The sequence below is a fragment of the Halomonas sp. DP4Y7-1 genome (assembly GCF_019800705.1).
Classification (GTDB): Bacteria; Pseudomonadota; Gammaproteobacteria; order Pseudomonadales; family Halomonadaceae; genus Halomonas; species Halomonas litopenaei_A.
The window spans coordinates 487,639-504,797 of sequence record NZ_JAHVKS010000001.1 but is presented as its reverse complement, the minus strand read 5'-3'; the positions used below and the strand labels follow the sequence as shown (position 1 = coordinate 504,797).

Sequence of the window (17,159 nt, the reverse complement as noted above, 5' to 3'; positions counted from 1 at the left end):
ACCCGCCAGCGCCATCGCCCCCAAGGCCCTTGCGCCCCCGCGCAGCGCCATCGTCCCCGAGGCCCTTGCGCCCCCGCGCAGCGCCTTCGGCGCTGCACGAGCTGCTAAAGCTGCTGGCGTTGCTGTCGGGCGCTCTGCTGTTTGCCGCCATCGCACTGCTGGCCGGCATGCTGCTGTTTGCTGAAACGGCGCGTGGGGACACGGCGCCACCTCCAGCCACCTCTCCGCGTCTGGTCACGCTCTACCAGGGCGCCACCGACAGTGCCGTGGCACTAGGCCTGACGCCGATTGGAGTGGTCGACGCCTGGATGGAGAAGCCCACCTACCGCTATCTGCGACCGGCGCTGAATGGGGTGGAGCATGTGGGCCTGGAAACCCAGCCCAATCTCGAGAAGATCGCCTGGCTCGACCCTGACGTCATTATTGGCACGCGTTTTCGCCACGAGCGGGTTCGCCCGCTGCTGGAACGTATCGCCCCAACCCGCTTCGCGGCCAACGTCTATGACTTCAGGTCTTCCCTTGACGAGGTAGCACAAGCCACCGGCCGCGACGCCCAGGCCCGCGAGCTGATGACCTGCTGGAATGCCCGCATCACCGACCTGCGTCAGCGGCTGGCGCAGCGCCTGGGCGATGATTGGCCGCAGAAGGCGGCCGTGGTCCGCTTCAAGAGTGATCACCTGCGCCTGTATTCCACCGGCTTTGCCGGCAGCATTCTCGGCGAGATCGGCTTCGAGCAGCCCGATGCGGCCAGCGACCAGGGCTGGGGCATCAAGCTGACCAGCGAAGAGAACATCCCGACGCTGGATGCCGATGTCATCTTCGTGCTGCTGGAAGACGACCCGGCCATCCTGGCCACCTACCGTCACTGGACCGCGCATCCCCTGTGGCAGCGCCTGAAGGCAGCACAGGCGGGACGGGTGTATGAGGTCAATACGGTCAACTGGATCATGGGTGGCGGTATTCTGGCGGCCAACGCCATGCTCGATGATCTGTACCGTCACTATTTTCCCCAGCTTGCATCGTCTGAGTCTGCCGCTTCCGCATCACGCTCACTGCCGCTGGCGGCTGACTCGACGCCGCTGGCGGTTCGCACGTCCCAGCAGGCACCCGTCGGCACCGCAGACTGCCAACTGGCCTTCGCGTCCGACGCCAGAGCCACTGCGGAAACCCACAGCACCACTCGCGCTACTGACGACCAGCAGGATTCTTGATGCTTGACCGCACCACCACCCGTTCGGCAGGACTCGTGCTCGGCATCCTGTTGTGGCTTGCGGCCTTCGCCGCGAGCGTGACGCTGGGCACCACCGACATCACCCTGAGCGATGTCTGGCAGGCGCTGAGCGCCTACGACGGAGGCCGAATCGACCACATCATCATCGTCTCCGAGCGTCTGCCACGGGCCGTCATTGCGACCCTGACCGGTTCAAGCCTGGCCATCGCCGGGGTGCTGATGCAGACCATGACCCGCAACCCGTTGGCCTCGCCTGGCATCCTCGGCATCAATGCCGGCGCCATGTTCTTCGTGGTCGTGGCGGTATCGCTGCTGCCGCTGCATGCCCCCGGTCAGTATGTCTGGGCGGCGCTGCTGGGGGCGCTGGTAGCCGCCTTGCTGGTGCTGGCGCTCAGCCGAGGACGTCGCGGTGAATTGTCTCCGCTGCGGGTGGTGCTGGCCGGGGTTGCCGTTAGCGCCATGTTTCTGTCCTTCAGCCAGGGCCTGCTGATCCTCGACCAGCAGAGCTTCGAGAGCGTGCTGTACTGGTTGGCGGGATCCGTTTCGGGTCGCGAGCTCGATCTGGTGGTGCCCCTGTTGCCCCTGTTTATTCTGGCGCTGGCCATCACCGCGACGCTATCACGTCATGCCAATGCGCTGTTGCTGGGCGACGAGATGGTCACCGGCCTCGGCATGCGCGTGGGTACGCTAAAGCTGCTGCTCGGCCTCTGCGTGATCCTGCTGGCGGGAAGCTCCGTTGCCCTGGCCGGCATGATCGGCTTCGTCGGACTGATCGTGCCGCACATGGCCCGCGGCCTGATCGGCATCGACCACCGCTGGCTGTTGCCCGCCTGTGGCGTGCTGGGTGCGACCCTGCTGCTGGCCGCCGATATCGCCTCGCGGTTTCTGATGCCGCCCCAGGAGGTGCCGGTCGGGGTGATGACGGCACTGCTCGGCACGCCCTTCTTCATCTATCTGGCGCGCAGACGGCAGGTGGCGACATGACCCAGGGACGCAACACCTTGTCGACACCCGCCGCCAATCATCGCGCGAACGCCAGCGTCAACAGCAGCAGCTCCCTGACCTCACCGGGCGGCTCTTCGCCACGGGAGCGCACAGCGCGATATCGCTTCCTGTGGGTGGTCACCCTGCTCGGGCTGGCGCTGCTCGCCAGCATGGGGCTGTCGTTGTCCCTGGGCAGTTTCCCCACGTCGCCGCCCAAGGTGCTCGGCGCCCTGGTGGCACCGGCAGACAGCGACGTCGGCTTTATCATCTGGGAGCTTCGGCTGCCACGCATCCTGCTGGCGGTGCTGGCGGGCGCCGCGCTGGCATGCGCCGGCGCGATCCTCCAGGGCATCGTCAGAAACCCCTTGGCCTCACCGGACGTGATCGGCATCACCAGCGGCGCAGCGCTGGCGGCCGTGATCTTCCTGGCAGGCCTTCTCGGTTCGCTGAGCATCAATCTGCTGCCGCTGGCGGCACTCGCAGGGGCCGTGTTGGCCACCCTGCTGGTGGTGTCCCTGGCCTGGCGAGCGGGGCTTGAACCTTCTCGCGTCGTGCTGGTGGGCATCGGCCTTTCAGCGGCCATGGGCGCTGCCACTACGCTGTTGATCGTGATCAGCGACGATGCCTCGGCGCTGCACGCCTACGTCTGGCTGACCGGCAGCCTGTACGCCGCCCAATGGCAGGACGTGCTGTCGCTGCTGCCGTGGCTGTTGATCGCCCTACCGGCCAGTCTCGCGTTGGCTCGACATATGGATGCCCTGGCGCTGGGTGACAGCGTCGCCCTGGGGCTTGGGGTCAACGTGCAACAGAGCCGCCTGATCCTGCTGGCGCTGAGCGTGGCCCTGGCCGGTGCCGCGGTCGCCTTCGTCGGCGGACTCAGCTTCGTCGGCCTGGTGGCGCCCCATCTGGCGGCTCGTCTGGTAGGACGCAGCCTGGCGCGCCTGGTACCAACGGCCGCGCTGTGTGGCGCCCTGATCGTGCTGCATGCCGACCTGCTGGGACGGGTGGCCTTTCTGCCCAAGGACCTGCCGGCCGGTATCTTCGTTTCTGCCGTCGGCGCCCCGTTCTTCGTCTATCTGCTCTATCGCCACCGGCAGTAGCCTGAGGTGCTGCTTGAAGTGCCGTTCAAGCCCAGCGGGACTGCCGGGTCGAGGCGTAATCACGTCAGCACTGGTGTCTTGCTGATACCGTCTTGTTCAAACAGCCTCGTCTTTCAATAAGGAGACCAGCATGTTTTACATCGCGCCGCGACAGCAGCGCTTCAGTGACGAACAGATCGAACGCCTGGGCAGCCTGTCGACCTCCACCCTGGGCCACTTCAGCGACCTCGGCGCTATCGCGTCGCTGCAGCCGATTCAACGTCCCATTCGCCTGTTAGGCACGGCGCTGACGGTCAAGATCCCGCATATCGATGGCAGCATCATCCGCGAAGCATTGATCCAGGCAGAGCCCGGCGACGTGCTGGTGATCGACGTGGGCAGCGACCAGCAGCGCGCCTGCTGGGGGGAGTTTCGCGCCTATGCGGCGCTCAAGAAGGGACTTGCCGGGGTCGTCACCAATGGCGCCATTACCGACTGGGACGCCCTCTCCCGCCTATCGCTGCCGGTCTACGCCAGGGGGACCAGCCCGCTGACCACCCGCTCGCTGTCGTTGGAGGGTGAGATCAACACCACCGTCGCCATTGACGGCGTCACCATTGAACCCGGCGACCTGATTCTCGGCGATGACGACGGCCTGTTCGTGCTGCCGCCCCATCGCGCCGACGCACTGGCGGAGCGCGCCCTGGCCAAGCAAGCCGAAGAAGCCAGCCGCCGCGAGGCGATGTTGCGCGAGCACCCCGACTGGCTGCGCTGAATATCCCCTGTCCCTGTCATAGCCCCTGTCATAGCCCCTGTCATAGTCCCTGTCATAGCCCCTGTCTTGCGCACAAAAAACGGCGGCATCGGTATTCACCGATGCCGCCGCGTACTTTCTTACGCTAGATCAGGCTTGCTGCAGCGTCCTCTGGCGGTCGGCTAGGCTTGCGGTACTGACACCCTGTTCGACACAGGCCGTTGCCTCGGCTGTCTGATGCGTCGGCTCCCCCTGGCAGGCCCGTAGCGGGTTGACGGTCTCGCTGACACCGAAGGGCATGCTGCCGGGGCCGCCGGCGCGCTCGATGATCGGAGCGATCAGGCGCTTGTAGGGCCAGCTTTCGCGCTCGAACAGCACCGCCTTCAATCGACGACGCTCACCGTCTTCGAAGGGAACGACGTCGAGCACGCCGTCCAGCACCGCGCTGAGATCCTGCCACAGGGCCCGACTCGACAGGCCGAAATGCCCCGCCACGGTGTCGATGATGGCGCGCAGGTTCACCTGGATGGCCAGGGTCTGAAGCCAGAACACCAGGGCCTCCTGACTATCGTGGTAGAGAGTATTGGCGTGTCCCTTCTTGATCCGGTAGCACGGGTCCTGCATGCCGTGACACTCGAGCTGACCGACGTGGATGCGCAGCGAGTCATGGTCCCTGAGCAGCAGCCCTTCGACCTGGCCATCACGCACTACCAGCACGGCATTCTGGCCATGGACCTCCGCCAGCATCCCGAGCCTCAGCATACGCAGGTTGATCTCGAAAAAGCGCGAACACAGCTCGCCAAACAGGGCTCTGGCGCTTTCGGCCCCATGTTCCATGCCTCGCTGGTCCATCCAGTCGCTGAACAGGTGGTGGGCGCTTGCCATGTTCTCGCTCGGCAGTGGCGTCCCCAGGGTCGCCATGGGCACCAGCTGCACATCACGCTGGGCCAGCAGCTCCCGCGGATAGCTGCGCACCATGGCGCTGAGATGACGCGGGGCTTCGTCAAACAGGCTGGCATCTTCGGGCATGTAGGCCCACCACTTGCCCTCGTCACACAGGTGCAGGGCACTCGCCAGCACCGGGTCACGCTGCCTGGCCTGGGCCAGCAGCCTGGCGCTGAGATCACCATTGATCATCTTCACGGCGGGCAGGTAGCGCGATGCGCCCAGGGAATGAATGGCCATAGGCAGCTTCAGGCTGTGCTCGGAGCAGCGGGTGGACAGCAGCGAGCGCAGTGATGACGTCGGCCACCAGCCCCCGGTAACCGTCTCAAGGGTCACGCAATGCCCCTCCTGAAGGTCCGTGGCTAGCCACGTCGGCAGCGCATGCTCGTGCTGCCATGGATGCACCGGCAAGGCCACGTGGGTCTGGTCGATACCCTTGTTTCTCAGCTCATCCTGAAGCGCCTGGCGCTCATCATGGGCCAGCACCCAGTCGGCGGGCACGCTGTCCACGTCACCGCCGTCTGCCGCCTCGAGGCCGGCGCCGGTGCATAGCCGATGGCGCGCCACGGCGACCCAGACGAGCCCCACCGGACGAGCGAACTCCGCCATGTAGGCCTGGTACTCATCGGCACTCATGCCCTGCTTGGCCTTGGCCGTCGGATGGTAGGGGCGATCCAGCAGCGATGCCCATTGCTCCATCCGCACGAAGTGGGCGTGGGTATCCAGCGCCTCAAGGTCATCGGTGCGCACGCCGTGATGCATCGACGCCTCGGCTTGCCACAGGCTGTCCTCCAGCGCACGCAGAAACACCTGCTGGCCCTTGGCCAAGCCGCTGTGGGGCTGGTCACCGTTGGCCTCGGCTGGCTCCGGCTCCCCCTTCGCCTGGCATAAAAGGCGCATCAGCGCTGGTGCATCCAGCTCGATGGCGCTGGCATCAGCGTCCGGCACGACCAGCACAGGGGTCGCCGGCACCTTCTGCCAGGCCTGAACAATGCCTGGCTCCAGCAGCATGACCAGGCGCTCGCCCTGGGGTGTCTGCCAGTCCCACAGACGGGTCTGGCCCTGCACCGCTGCCGCGCCAAACCAGGCAGTGGCCTGACGCCGCGCAGCATCGTTGTCTTCACGCAGCTTGGCGCTGTCCAGCAGCCCCTCGACCAGCAGGCCGTCTACGAGAAACGCCAGAATCTGCTCGCCGGCGCCAGGTGTTTCGACAAATGAATCTGCGCCAGCCGAATCAGTGACAGCCGAGTCAGTAACAGACACATCAGTGCCGCGAAAGGATGAGGAACCGTCGATGGACGCCATACCTGGGGCCTCCTGTTGGATAGTAGGACAATACGGGGTGGCTGATGACGCCAGGCCTTCAGCGTCTGGGGATGGCCGGGTCATGACGCGGCCTCCTGCAATGCCTGGCTGAGGGCGCGAAAGGCAATACCGCGTTCATCGCCCAGCATGAAGGTATGCACGCCGCGTTCGCGCCACTCGACCTTGGCACCGGCATGACGCAGGAAGGCGGCGTAAGGGATGCCGTGCTCGGCGGCGCTACGCTGTACCCTGGCCAAGGCATCGGTCACCTCGGGATGAGCGGTCTGCCAGGTGACACCCAGGGATTGCGACAGGTCGGCGGCGCCCTCGAGGATCAGGTCCACCCCAGGGACCGCACACAGCGCGTCGATGCGCTCCACGCCGGTGCGACTCTCGATCATCGCCACCACCAGCATCTCGTCGTTGGCCTTGTGCACGTATTCGGCCAGGGAGTGCTTGCCGAAGGCGCCGGGACGCCCGGCATTGAGGCTGCGGGTGCCCTGGGGCGCATAGCGGCACGCCTGGGCGGCCATTGCCAGGCGCTCGGGATCTTCGACACTGGGCAACACGATGCCCTGGGCGCCGCCATCCAGCAGCCGCAGCAGGGTCTTGGGGTCGTCATCGGCGACCCGCACCAGCGGCGTCAGCGCGTAGCTTTCTGCGGTGCGAATCATGTGCTCGATGGTTTCCGGGTTGATCAGCACGTGTTCGCAGTCGATCACCACGAAGTCAAAGCCAGCCTCGGCGATCAGCTCGATCGACGCCGCCGTAGGCAGCGACGCCAGCACGCCATACACCTCGCGCCCTTGCGCCAGGGCGAGCTTGAGTTGATTGGTTCTCAGCATGGCATCGGCTCCCCGCCCTGGTGCTGGCGCGGCGTTGCACCGCCCGGTGCGTGCTCAGCCAGGGGATTGGGCACGCGCTTGACCTGGGGAATGTCATCGCCAAACAGCCGCCGGCGAGTGAGCGCTTCCACTTCCCATTCGGGGACGAAGACGTCGAAGCTGCGGTAGCGCTCGGCATGCTCCGGGTGGGCTTCTTGGTAGGCCACGATGACGTCGGCGACCATCGCCCAGAAGGTCTTCTCCTCCAGGCCAAAATGACGCTTCAGGAAGATCGCCATCTCGGCCAGGGCAATGAAGAAGAAGGCATCACAGGAGTAATCCCGCACCGCATCCAGGTCATCGGTGACGATGAAGGAGTTGCGGTTGCGAGCGGCATGAGCCGCGGGCAGTGGCTCCAGCCTGGGGGCCAGTTCCGGGCGGGCCAGGGCGGCCTCGCTGTAGCGCACGCCATCGTGGAAGTCCTTGAGCGCGATTCTCACCGGCCAGCCATCGCGGTGAATCACCACGATGTTCTGCCCATGGGACTCAAGCCCGACGCCCTCGGCAAACAGCAGGTGGATGATCGGCAAGGTCGCCACCATCACCAGCTGACGCGTCCATGCATCGCGGCCGTGGCGCTCGATCCAGTCGGCGATGAACGGTGCATCGGGTTCGCCGTCAGGCTGGCGAGTGAACTGACTGAGCCCATTGAAGGGCACCGCCTGCTCTCCGGGCGCCAGGAACTCGTCGATGTGCTCTCGCCACAGCGCGCCTACCTGGCCATATACCTGGTCATGACGCAGCCCGGGGAAGGCGCGCTCGTCTAGGGCAACGCCCGCCACCTCACCGAGGATGACCATGCCCGATGCCCTGGCCGTCGGATGGCTGTCCACCAGGGTCTTGAGCCAAGCGGTGATGATGGGCCCATTGGTGATGGTGTGACGGGCCAGGATGCGGGTGCTGGACGTATTGGTGATACCCAGCGCCAGCTTGAGGTAGGGGCGCGGCGCATCGCGCTCGGCGTTCCCCACCGGCGACAAGGTGCGAATCGACTGCTGGGGCCGGTAGCTTAGCTGGCCTTCCCCCAGCAGAGCGATCTCGCCGCGGGCAAGTTCCGGATACAGCGCCGCGACCAGCACGTTGTCCCACTGCCAGGGATGGACCGGCGTCAGTACCACCTGATCGCGCGTCAAATCCTGCTGCTGCAGCCAACCAGACAGCGCCGATTCGACCTCGGCGCCCGCCTCGGCCTCAACCATGGCCGCTACCCGATAGCCGCAGGAAGCCCCTTGATGGGCCAGCCGCCGGGGTACGCCAAGCCACAGCACACAAAGGTCTTGGCCGAACTCCGGGCCATAGCGGCGGTTGTCGTCGAGGCTGAATCCCAGGCGTGACTTGTAGCTGGGGTGATAGCTGTGGGCATCGGTGAAGGCCTGCTCCAGGGCATCGGCATCCAACTGGCGCGGGTCGACCCCGTTACCCGGGCTTGCGACGGTGGACGACTGCAGGTCCTTGATCAGGGTTTCGGTCAGCTCACGAATAAAGCCCGCACCGAGTTTTCCGTCGCCACCCAGGGCATGGTCGAGGTCATCCAGCACCTCGAACAGGGTCGGCGATACATCGCCATCTGCGGCTTCCTTCACCAGGCTCGAATGATCCAGGCGCACCAGCGCAAAGCTGTGACAGCGAAACCCTTCGACCCGGTAGCGACCCGGCCCCACCTTCAACCGGAACAGCGATCTGTCGGCGGCATCGGGGGACGCCGACGAGGCCTCCAGGCGGGTTTCGCTGATGGGTTCGAGCACGTCTTCGTACAGCAATGTCTGCAGCAGCTGGCCAATGACGCGGCGTTCGATGCGTTGGCGATGCTGCCAGTCGGCAGCCACGGCAAAGGGCCGCGTGGCGGCTGCCGCGGAGGTAAGTAATGTCATGGGATTCCTCGACGTCAATAGATAGCCACGCGGCCGGGCGCGCTGATAAAGCACTGCTCGGGCCTTGGATGACACAGAAAGTCGGCGTGGGAAATGTTGTAGCCATAGGCCCCGGCCAGGGGCAGCACCAGCAGATCCCCTGGCGCCGGGTCGTTGAGCCAGGCGGCGCGTGTCAGTACATCCTTGGGCGTGCACAGCTGGCCGACCACGCTCCAGCGTTTTGTGGCAGCGGGCTTGGCGTCCGCCTGCGCGCCAGAGCGGCCCTCGGCCGGTGATGGGCACAGCGCAACCACCGGGTGGTCATGGCCCTGGGCGGCGGGCAGGCGAAATTGGTGGGTGCCGCCACGGCAGATCACGAAGTTCTCGCCGTGGCTCGACTTGGTGTCGATCACTTCCATGACGTAATAGCCGCAGAAGGCTGAGACGAAGCGTCCAATCTCGAAGCGCAGGCGTGGCGCATCGTCCATGTGCTCAAGGCGCTGTCCCAGATGAGCGCACAGCGCCGGCCAGTCGAACTGCTCTCCCGGGGCAGATGGCGCTTGGTAGTCAACGCCGATGCCGCCCCCCACATTGAGCTGGGTGACCGACGCCGGATGTTCGGCCAGTGCTCGCCAACGCGGCCAGCGATCCAGATAGCTATCGAGCAGTGTCTTGTGCTTGTGCACGCTGCGCTGGTGGGACATGGCGTGCACGTGAAAGCCTACCAGCCTGAGGTGGGACGCTGCCTCCACCGCCGCGACCGCCGCGCCGAGTTCCGCCTCGTCGATGCCGAACGGTGTGGCGGTGCCCGCCATGCGCAAGCGACTGGACAGCGACTCGGGCAGACTCGGATTGATACGCAGCAGCACGCTCTGCGGCTCACCTCGCGCTGCCGCCAGGCGCTCAAGACGCGCAATTTCACCGAGACTCTCCACATGGAAGGCCTCGATACCCTCGTCCATGGCGCGCTGCATCTCGCTATCCAGCTTGCCGGGGCCAGACAGCACCCAGGGCAACGCCAGGGTCGCCTGGCGCATCCGCGCTATCTCACCGCCGGAGGACAGCTCGAAACCATCCACCAGCGGCGCCAGGGTCTTGAGCATCGGGGCCTCGCTGTTGGCCTTGATGGCATAGAACAGCTCGACGCCCTTGGGCAACGCAGACATCATCCAGCGCGCCCGCTCTGTCAGTGCCTCCAGGTCGTAGAAGAAGGCCGCGACCGGGTCCTGGGCGTCTGCCTGATGGGCCAATATGGCCTGGCGCACCGCCTCGGGGATGGCGTGATCGGAACCAGCGGCTACTGCTGCAGAACGCTCCGCCACCACTGGCGTATCAGCGGCATCGCCCCTCGGCACAGCGTCAGCCAACGGGCGGTTCAGGGTGACATCAACCATGGGCCACCTCCCGGCGCGGGCTCGACACCGCGCGCCAGGGGCTCGGCAAGCGCACGTATTCTGCATGCCGATCCGCCTGGGCCATCAGCCTGAGCTTGAGGTTGGTCTTGCATGGCAGCGCGTCACCGGCAAGCAGCGCATCAAGCTCAGGGGTAGCCCTCCCGGGAGATGCCTGTGACATCTCGCTCAAGCGGTCCCTTACTCGCGCCAGCTCGTCGGCGGTGGCGTCCCACAGGTCATCGGCAAGGGCAGGACGCTGCCAGCTCAATGCCAGGATGGCCTCCGCCAGATGATTCAGCAGCAGGCAGTAGGCGATGCGATTCCAGCCTTTCTCGCGGCTGTAGACCATCGACTGGCGGACACGGGGATCCAGCGTCTCGCCGGTCAGCCAGTCCACGCCCAGGTCAGCGGTCAACTTGGTGCCTTCGAAGTCGCGCAGCAGCATCCGCTGCGGGCGTCCTTGCTGATGCACCAGCACACAATTCTGCAGATGGGGCTCGACCACGATGCCGTGCCGGAAGTACAGCGCGAGCACCGGCTCCACCAGGGTCTTCAAGTAGGCACGGAACCAGTCGAGTCGCTGGTCGTCGCTGCTGTCCGCGGGGCCGACGCCATAGCTGCGCCCGACCAGATCGAGCACCATCGGCGTCAGTTGGGTATCCCGCGCAAACACCGTGGCGGACAACAGGCAGCGCTCGGCACCAAAGCGACGGCAGAAGTTGTCGCGCAGGATGATGCCGGTCTGTTCACAGAACCAGCGGCGCACCTCGGGATCCTGGCCATCGGCGTCATCGTCGCTCGGCGTCCAGTGCAGCGTGGCGGGCTCGCGGGCGACCTCCAGTCGCTTAAGCGCGGGATCCCCTGCCTCGACCAGTTGCGCCATGATGCGGTCGATCACCAGCGTGCTGGCCAGTTCGTACCAGGCGTTCTTGCGCACGCAGTTGGTGATGCGCACGTTCAACGAGCCCTTGATGAACCAGGGATGATCCTCCAGGTACCAGGTGCGCATGGACGCCGTGGGCACCGCCTCGAAGCCGCTGGCGCCAAGATCGCGAATCCGCCCGTCGGCCAGATAGGGGGCGACCTGGGGCGAGCGGCGGAACAGCTCGGCCTGGATCGGGTGCATGGCCAGTACCACGCGGTCGTCGGCGCTGTCGGCTGCCTGATCCGCGGCCTGCTGCAGCAGCTCCTGCGGCGACGGGCCATTGCTGTTGATGCGCAGGCCCTCTGCCGGGAACGAGAACTGGTGCAAACGTGTTGCGATACCCGACTCCGGCGAACAGGCAACGCCGGCATCGGGAAGATCCTCAGGCCATTGCCGCGCCTTGGGGGTCGGGTGGTTGGGATGTCCGAACCATAGCCCCTGTTCGCTGGACGCATAGTCGCCAAGGGGGTGCCGCTCAGGACGCTCGCTGCGACGATCAGATTGGTCGGCGCGTGACAGGATATCTTCCATCACGCGCTGACTCAGCAGAACCTGGTCGCGGAATTCCGGATTGGGGAAGGCGTCACGCCAGGGCCCGTCCTCCAGCAATGCCGCTACCAGCTCAGCCGTCTGCGCCGGGCGCCAACGCGGGTCCATAGGACGCCGCAGGTACAGCTCCGATACATAGGCATGAACGCCCAACGCCGAATGCCGGTCGACCAGCACAAACAAGCTCAGCGTCGGTGACCACGCAATCTGCAGCGGCCATCCTTTATCGGTGTGGGGCAGGCCCTGCCGATGGACAGGCCAGTGGTGGCTCAGCAAGTCCTGGGGAATACCCACTTCCTTGATGATGCCGTTGAGCAGGGCATGCTGCGAGGCATGCCGAGCAATCTCGCCAGGGGTGCGAGTCTGTAAGGGGAATTGCATATGCAACCTCCGCAAGGATTCCATCCTTTGTTGCCCTCTCTGGCTACGGCGCACGACCGCAGGCCTGAGAAAGTCGCGCTTTCCTGGCTAGTCACTAGGCGAAGGGGTGTTGTTGTTGCGTTGTTGTGATGGTGTTGCTGTAGCGGTTGTTATGACGATTGATCGGAAGATGGTCGTGATGACCGTGGTGAAGGTGTGCTGTGCTGCGTCAGCGAGCTATTGGCCAGGGCCGCTCAAGTGGCCCGCCGCCGTCCTGACGGCGGGCCTTGATCAGACGCTCCAGAACGTTCGCGCCTAGAACTCCACGCTATAGCCCAGGGTCAGGGTGCGACCACGGCCAGCAAAGTAGCGGTCGTCGTTGACCAGCGCACTCTGGGAGTAGTAGGTGATGTAGTCCTCGTCGAGCAGGTTGGAAACACCGACGTTGATCTTGCCGGTCGGCAGGCGATAGCCCACCGCGGCATCGACCAGCAGGTAGCCATCGAACTCACGCTCTTCTTCATCGTAGGACTCGTCGAAGGCGTAGTTGGCCTGCAGGAAGGTGGACAGCTTGTCGGTCCAGTTGGCGGACCAGCTGCCGACCAGACGGTCCGGCGACACATCCAGGCCGGACAGCTCGGCGTCGAGATCACCATCGTCGTCGCTGTCGTACAGCCCCGTCATGTGGGAGTAGGCCAGACGACCGGAGTGGCGCTCGGTAAAGGCATAGTCTACCGAGGCCTCGATGCCGGTGATCTGGGTTTCCTGACGGTTCATGATGAAGACACCGTCCTGCTCGGTCAGACGACTGCCGAAGTCGGACGTCGACTCGTAGTAGCTCAACTCAGCCGCCAGCCGATCGTTCTCGTAGCGCACACCGGTCTCGATGTTCTCGGTCACGATGGGACGCAGGTTGTCGATGCTGTCGACCGACTGTCCCGGCGTATCGATCCCTCGCAGCGCTCGTCCCACATCGGGAATGGAGAAGCCTTCTGAGTAGTTGGTGAACAGGCTTACACCCTGTACCGGCTTCCATACGGCGCCCACGTTGTAGAGCGTTTCATCGAAGTCGGGGTTGCCGCCTTCCACGTCCACACCGTTGTTGGCCCATACCGTCTGGTAGTCATCGATATCCAGCTCAGCGTACTCGTAGCGCACGCCGGCGGACAGCAGCAGGGAGTCGACAGGGGCGAACTCGGCCTGGAAGAACGGTGACAGGTCGGTGTAGTCGGTGGGCGGCACGTAGGTGCGGCCGCTGCCGTACAGGTACTGTTCGGTCTCGTCGAACAGGGTATCGAAGCCACCGGTCAGCTTCAGTCGGTCATCCCACAGGTCGTCCTTGGTCAGCGAGACCTTGGTACCGAACTTCTCGGTCTTGGCAGAGCTCTGGTCGTAGTAGGTGCCCACCGGCGCCAGCGACGGGTCCTGGAAGGTACCGGAATCGGTGGCTCCGAACAGTGCCTCGTAATCCTGATAGTACGCCTGGGCGCTCAGCTGCATGCCAGCCAGGTCGTAGTTGTCATAGCTCAGGCCCGTCGTCCACACCTCGTTGTAGGGCGCATCGCCCTCGGGCGTGCCACGCTCGGAGGTGGTCGGGATGCCCGCATCGCGGTCGCCGGTCACGCTGACGTAGTCATTGTGGCCTTCGATGTCGTAGTGGTTCAGGGTGAACTGCACGCGCTGGTTGTCGTCGATCCAGTAGGCCAGCTTGCCCAGCAGGTCATAGCTGCGCGAATCCATCAGATCGCCCTGGGTGTTATCGACCCCGACAGGATCGCCCTTGCCATCCAGATAGAGCCCCTGGTCCTCATAGCTGAGGCCAAACACGTAGTCCACGGCACCCTCATTGCCGCTGAAGCCGTAGTCGGTCTTGTAGCTCAGAGTGTCGCCGTCCAGTTCACTGGTGGGCGTGGTCAGCTGCGCGCTGAAGTGCTGGTTGAAGCTACCCGGCTCCGGTCGCTTGGTGATGATGTTGATCACCCCGCCGGCAGCCCCCACGCCGTTGGTCGCGTTGGCCCCTTGAATGACCTCGATCTGCTCGACCTGGGAAAAGTCGATGGTGTGCGATTCACGGCCGGTGGGACGCAGCGGGTTCGACTGGGGAATACCGTCGATCAGAAACAGCGGCGTGCGGCCCCTCAGGGTCTCGCCACTGCCGGTCATTTTCTGGCGGTTGGGGGAGTAGGACGGCAGCAGGTTGCTCAGGATCTGCGACGAGTCCGTGGTCACATCGAGCTGCTGAGCGATCTCTTCCTCGGTGATGATGCGCACCGTCTGAGGAGAGTCTTCCTTGGTGGTATTGGTCCGCGAGGCGGTCACCACCATGGTCGGCCCTTGATCTGCACGGGCAGCATCGGAGGAAGACGAGGAAGCGCTGGTCTGCGCCGCGGCGTGCTGAGCAATGGCGAGGCTCAGCAGTGAGACGGTGGGCCATAGAGCATGACGATTCATGTCGTGCGTTATTCCTTGTGGAGCTATCGTTCGAATGATCTGCGCAGCGACTGATTCAGGCCTGTCGCCCCCTTCGCCCGTGGCGGAGGCGGTGACTCCAGCGAGAGACGACATCAGCCGACATGACAGTCAAGCCTTCCCTGTTCCCAATGGGTCTCCGCAAGCGGAGGTCTTGCTGCACGCCTCTCATCTGATATCGTGCTGCGTCGTTGTTACTACCGCATCTCTAAATGAGAACGATTATCCTAATTAATCAAATTTGCGCTGTCCATGATGTTCGAACGAACCGTTCGTCATAACCTCACAAGTTTTTGTGCTTAAACGACTGGTCAAAAGCGCACGAACAGTGCTGCAAGCTGTTTCGCCAGATTGAAAATGAGAATGTTTTGTCATACCTTCGACAGCCATTTCGCCCTCAGCAGAGACGCGCCCATGTCGTCGTCCCCCTCTTTTCCGCCAAAGCCTTCGCGCCCGGCCCCTCGCCAGGCAGCGTCACATCGACTTCAGGGGACAGCCCTGACAGTGGGATACGAAGACCGGGTGGTGCTGGATGGCGTCGACATCACCATCGCACCGGGCAAGTTGACGGTACTGCTTGGGCCCAACGGCAGTGGCAAGTCGACGCTGCTCAAGACACTGGCGAGAACGCTTAGCCCGCAGTCGGGTCAGGTGCTGCTGGATGGCCAGGCGATCCACCATCAGTCGACCCGAGAGGTGGCCAAACGGCTGGGGTTGCTGCCCCAGGGACCGACCGCCCCGGAAGGCCTCAGCGTGCGCCAACTGGTGGCCATGGGGCGCTTCCCGCACCAGCGCCTATGGCAGCGCGACGCTCGTCGTGACGCCGAGGTCATCGCCGAAGCCATGGCCTACACCCACGTGACCGAGTTCGCCGATCGTCACGTGGACGCCCTCTCCGGAGGTCAGCGCCAGCGCTGCTGGATCGCCATGGTCCTGGCCCAGCAGACCGATTTGATCTTGCTCGATGAGCCCACGACGTTTCTCGATCTCAAGGTTCAGGTCGATCTGCTCGAGCTGTTGACCGGCCTTGCCCACGACCAGGGTCGCACCCTGCTGCTGGTGCTCCACGACTTGAACCTGGCGGCCGCCTACGCCGACGAACTGGTAATGTTGCGGGACGGCCGCATCATCACCAGCGGCACGCCGGCTGACGTTTTTACCCGCGCCAACCTCAAGCAGGTCTTCGACCTGGACGCCCAGGTGATTCACGACCCGGCCAGCGGCAGACCGCTGTGCGTGCCGCTCAAGCGACGCTCGGACAGGGCCGGCAGCCCACTGCTGGAAGACCGCGACCAAGCCGCCGCCTGCACGCGGCCTTCCTGAGACGGTACCCCACGCACCGTGAAATCCCGCCTCGTGAAAACCAGTATCGTGAGAGCAATCCCCGTGCCGATATGAACAGCGCCAGCCACACCACCATCAATACCGCCGTGATCAACAAGACCTTCTGCACCGACCTGAGCCGCCAGCTGGACGATCCCTTGCCCGGCAGCGGCGCCCACGCCGAGCGCAACCTGCTGATCAGCTGGCCCCGGGCCAAATGGCAGCGCAACCTGCGCCACGCCAGCGACATGCCACAGCGCCTGAAAGACAGCCTGGATGGGTTGGCCGCAAGCGGTCGCCGGGTCAATCTGATTCACCGGCGCGACCAGCCAGACGGCCTCCACGAGGTCATGCTGATGCCAGAGCGCCAGCGCCTGCGTCTGGATCTCGATGCCCTGCTGGCGTTCGCCGAGGCGCTGGCCTCGGGTTCCGACCTGTCCGCCTGGCCATCGCTCCCCCAACGCGACGATGTGGTGCTGTGCTGTACCCATGGCAAGAAGGACAAGTGCTGCGCACGCTATGGCTTTCGCAGTTACAAGGCCCTGGCGCACGCGGTCGAGCAGCAGCGCTTGCCGTTTGACGTGTGGGAAAGCAGCCACCTGGGTGGCTGCCGCTTCGCCGCCAGCATCATCGTGCTGTCTCCGGTGCGCAAGTACGGCCGTATCGATCCCGAGCACGCGCTGCCCATGCTGCAGGCCGAAGCTCAGGGCAGGCGCTATCTACCCGGCTACCGTGGCGCGTCCGCGCTGACACCGGTACAGCAGTGTGCCGAGGTCGCCCTGCTCGGCTGGCTCGATGAGCACGACGCCACCAGCGCCGCCGGTGGCGTGCAGCTGACACTGGTCGAGGACGTGGCTGGCGCCGACGCTGGAACCACCGCCGATGCCGATAGCGCCAGCATTCACTGGCACTGGAAATCGACTGACCATGAAGGCGTCGTCCATGAGGGCCATGCGCAAGTGCTATGTCGCTCGATGACCCTTGATCGCGTGGACATGTGCTCGGATCTGGCAGAAGGGCCGAGCGCAAGCCAGGTGTGGCGAGCCATCAGAGTAGTGCCAGCTAACGAGAATCACTGCCCTTGATAACAATTCGCATTTAATCTAC

General features: G+C 64.6%; 12 protein-coding genes. 6 read left to right on the top strand and 6 right to left on the bottom strand.

What is annotated here, in order from left to right; genetic code table 11:
- Positions 1-65 precede the first annotated feature (65 nt).
- The 4 genes from KUV72_RS02005 to KUV72_RS01990 all read left to right on the top strand — a co-directional run bounded on the left by KUV72_RS02005 (position 66) and on the right by KUV72_RS01990 (position 4,069).
- The gene (locus KUV72_RS02005) at positions 66-1,211 is read left to right on the top strand and encodes an ABC transporter substrate-binding protein (protein ID WP_261317290.1); all 1,146 of its coding nucleotides are present in this window, start codon (positions 66-68) and stop codon (positions 1,209-1,211) included.
- Positions 1,211-2,215 (top strand): FecCD family ABC transporter permease, encoded by a 1,005-nt coding sequence (locus KUV72_RS02000; protein ID WP_222161789.1) that lies wholly within the window; start codon positions 1,211-1,213, stop codon positions 2,213-2,215. Before KUV72_RS02005 ends, KUV72_RS02000 begins: the two co-directional genes overlap by 1 nt.
- The gene (locus tag KUV72_RS01995; RefSeq protein WP_222237253.1) at positions 2,212-3,315 is read left to right on the top strand and encodes an iron ABC transporter permease; all 1,104 of its coding nucleotides are present in this window, start codon (positions 2,212-2,214) and stop codon (positions 3,313-3,315) included. Before KUV72_RS02000 ends, KUV72_RS01995 begins: the two co-directional genes overlap by 4 nt.
- A gap of 130 nt (positions 3,316-3,445) precedes the next feature.
- A complete protein-coding gene (locus tag KUV72_RS01990) occupies positions 3,446-4,069 on the top strand; it encodes an RraA family protein (RefSeq protein ID WP_222237252.1) in 624 nt (207 codons plus the stop codon).
- Between the two features lie 129 nt (positions 4,070-4,198).
- Here KUV72_RS01990 and KUV72_RS01985 read toward each other — a convergent pair whose 3' ends face one another.
- The 6 genes from KUV72_RS01985 to KUV72_RS01960 all read right to left on the bottom strand — a co-directional run bounded on the left by KUV72_RS01985 (position 4,199) and on the right by KUV72_RS01960 (position 14,711).
- Positions 4,199-6,298 carry an IucA/IucC family protein gene (locus KUV72_RS01985; protein ID WP_222237251.1) on the bottom strand — a complete coding sequence of 700 codons (2,100 nt, stop codon included), beginning with the start codon at positions 6,296-6,298 and terminating at the stop codon, positions 4,199-4,201.
- An 80-nt stretch (positions 6,299-6,378) separates the two neighbouring features.
- Positions 6,379-7,143, bottom strand: a complete 765-nt coding sequence (locus KUV72_RS01980) for an HpcH/HpaI aldolase family protein (RefSeq protein WP_222237250.1) — start codon at positions 7,141-7,143, stop codon at positions 6,379-6,381.
- Positions 7,137-9,053 carry an IucA/IucC family protein gene (locus tag KUV72_RS01975; RefSeq protein ID WP_222237249.1) on the bottom strand — a complete coding sequence of 639 codons (1,917 nt, stop codon included), beginning with the start codon at positions 9,051-9,053 and terminating at the stop codon, positions 7,137-7,139. Before KUV72_RS01975 ends, KUV72_RS01980 begins: the two co-directional genes overlap by 7 nt.
- 14 nt (positions 9,054-9,067) lie before the next feature.
- Positions 9,068-10,426, bottom strand: a complete 1,359-nt coding sequence (locus tag KUV72_RS01970; protein WP_222237248.1) for a type III PLP-dependent enzyme — start codon at positions 10,424-10,426, stop codon at positions 9,068-9,070.
- Positions 10,419-12,281 (bottom strand): IucA/IucC family protein, encoded by a 1,863-nt coding sequence (locus tag KUV72_RS01965; RefSeq protein ID WP_222237247.1) that lies wholly within the window; start codon positions 12,279-12,281, stop codon positions 10,419-10,421. Before KUV72_RS01965 ends, KUV72_RS01970 begins: the two co-directional genes overlap by 8 nt.
- 294 nt (positions 12,282-12,575) lie before the next feature.
- Positions 12,576-14,711 carry a TonB-dependent receptor gene (locus tag KUV72_RS01960; RefSeq protein ID WP_222237246.1) on the bottom strand — a complete coding sequence of 712 codons (2,136 nt, stop codon included), beginning with the start codon at positions 14,709-14,711 and terminating at the stop codon, positions 12,576-12,578.
- Between the two features lie 522 nt (positions 14,712-15,233).
- On the opposite strand from KUV72_RS01960, the gene KUV72_RS01955 reads away from it, so the two are divergent.
- Both KUV72_RS01955 and KUV72_RS01950 read left to right on the top strand, forming a co-directional pair.
- Positions 15,234-16,052 carry an ABC transporter ATP-binding protein gene (locus tag KUV72_RS01955; RefSeq protein WP_315857835.1) on the top strand — a complete coding sequence of 273 codons (819 nt, stop codon included), beginning with the start codon at positions 15,234-15,236 and terminating at the stop codon, positions 16,050-16,052.
- Positions 16,053-16,123: 71 nt separating this feature from the next.
- Complete coding sequence (locus tag KUV72_RS01950) at positions 16,124-17,137, top strand: sucrase ferredoxin (RefSeq protein ID WP_261317288.1); 1,014 nt, start codon at positions 16,124-16,126, stop codon at positions 17,135-17,137.
- Positions 17,138-17,159: the final 22 nt, after the last annotated feature.

Bases quoted from the DNA above. Each gene is read 5' to 3' on its own strand.
- KUV72_RS02000 (WP_222161789.1), top strand. From the start codon at position 1,211: ATGCTTGACCGCACCACCACCCGTTCGGCAGGACTCGTGCTCGGCATC.
- KUV72_RS01995 (WP_222237253.1), top strand. From the start codon at position 2,212: ATGACCCAGGGACGCAACACCTTGTCGACACCCGCCGCCAATCATCGC.
- KUV72_RS01990 (WP_222237252.1), top strand. From the start codon at position 3,446: ATGTTTTACATCGCGCCGCGACAGCAGCGCTTCAGTGACGAACAGATC.
- KUV72_RS01985 (WP_222237251.1), bottom strand. From the start codon at position 6,298: ATGGCGTCCATCGACGGTTCCTCATCCTTTCGCGGCACTGATGTGTCT.
- KUV72_RS01980 (WP_222237250.1), bottom strand. From the start codon at position 7,143: ATGCTGAGAACCAATCAACTCAAGCTCGCCCTGGCGCAAGGGCGCGAG.
- KUV72_RS01975 (WP_222237249.1), bottom strand. From the start codon at position 9,053: ATGACATTACTTACCTCCGCGGCAGCCGCCACGCGGCCCTTTGCCGTG.
- KUV72_RS01970 (WP_222237248.1), bottom strand. From the start codon at position 10,426: ATGGTTGATGTCACCCTGAACCGCCCGTTGGCTGACGCTGTGCCGAGG.
- KUV72_RS01965 (WP_222237247.1), bottom strand. From the start codon at position 12,281: ATGCAATTCCCCTTACAGACTCGCACCCCTGGCGAGATTGCTCGGCAT.
- KUV72_RS01960 (WP_222237246.1), bottom strand. From the start codon at position 14,711: ATGAATCGTCATGCTCTATGGCCCACCGTCTCACTGCTGAGCCTCGCC.
- KUV72_RS01950 (WP_261317288.1), top strand. From the start codon at position 16,124: ATGAACAGCGCCAGCCACACCACCATCAATACCGCCGTGATCAACAAG.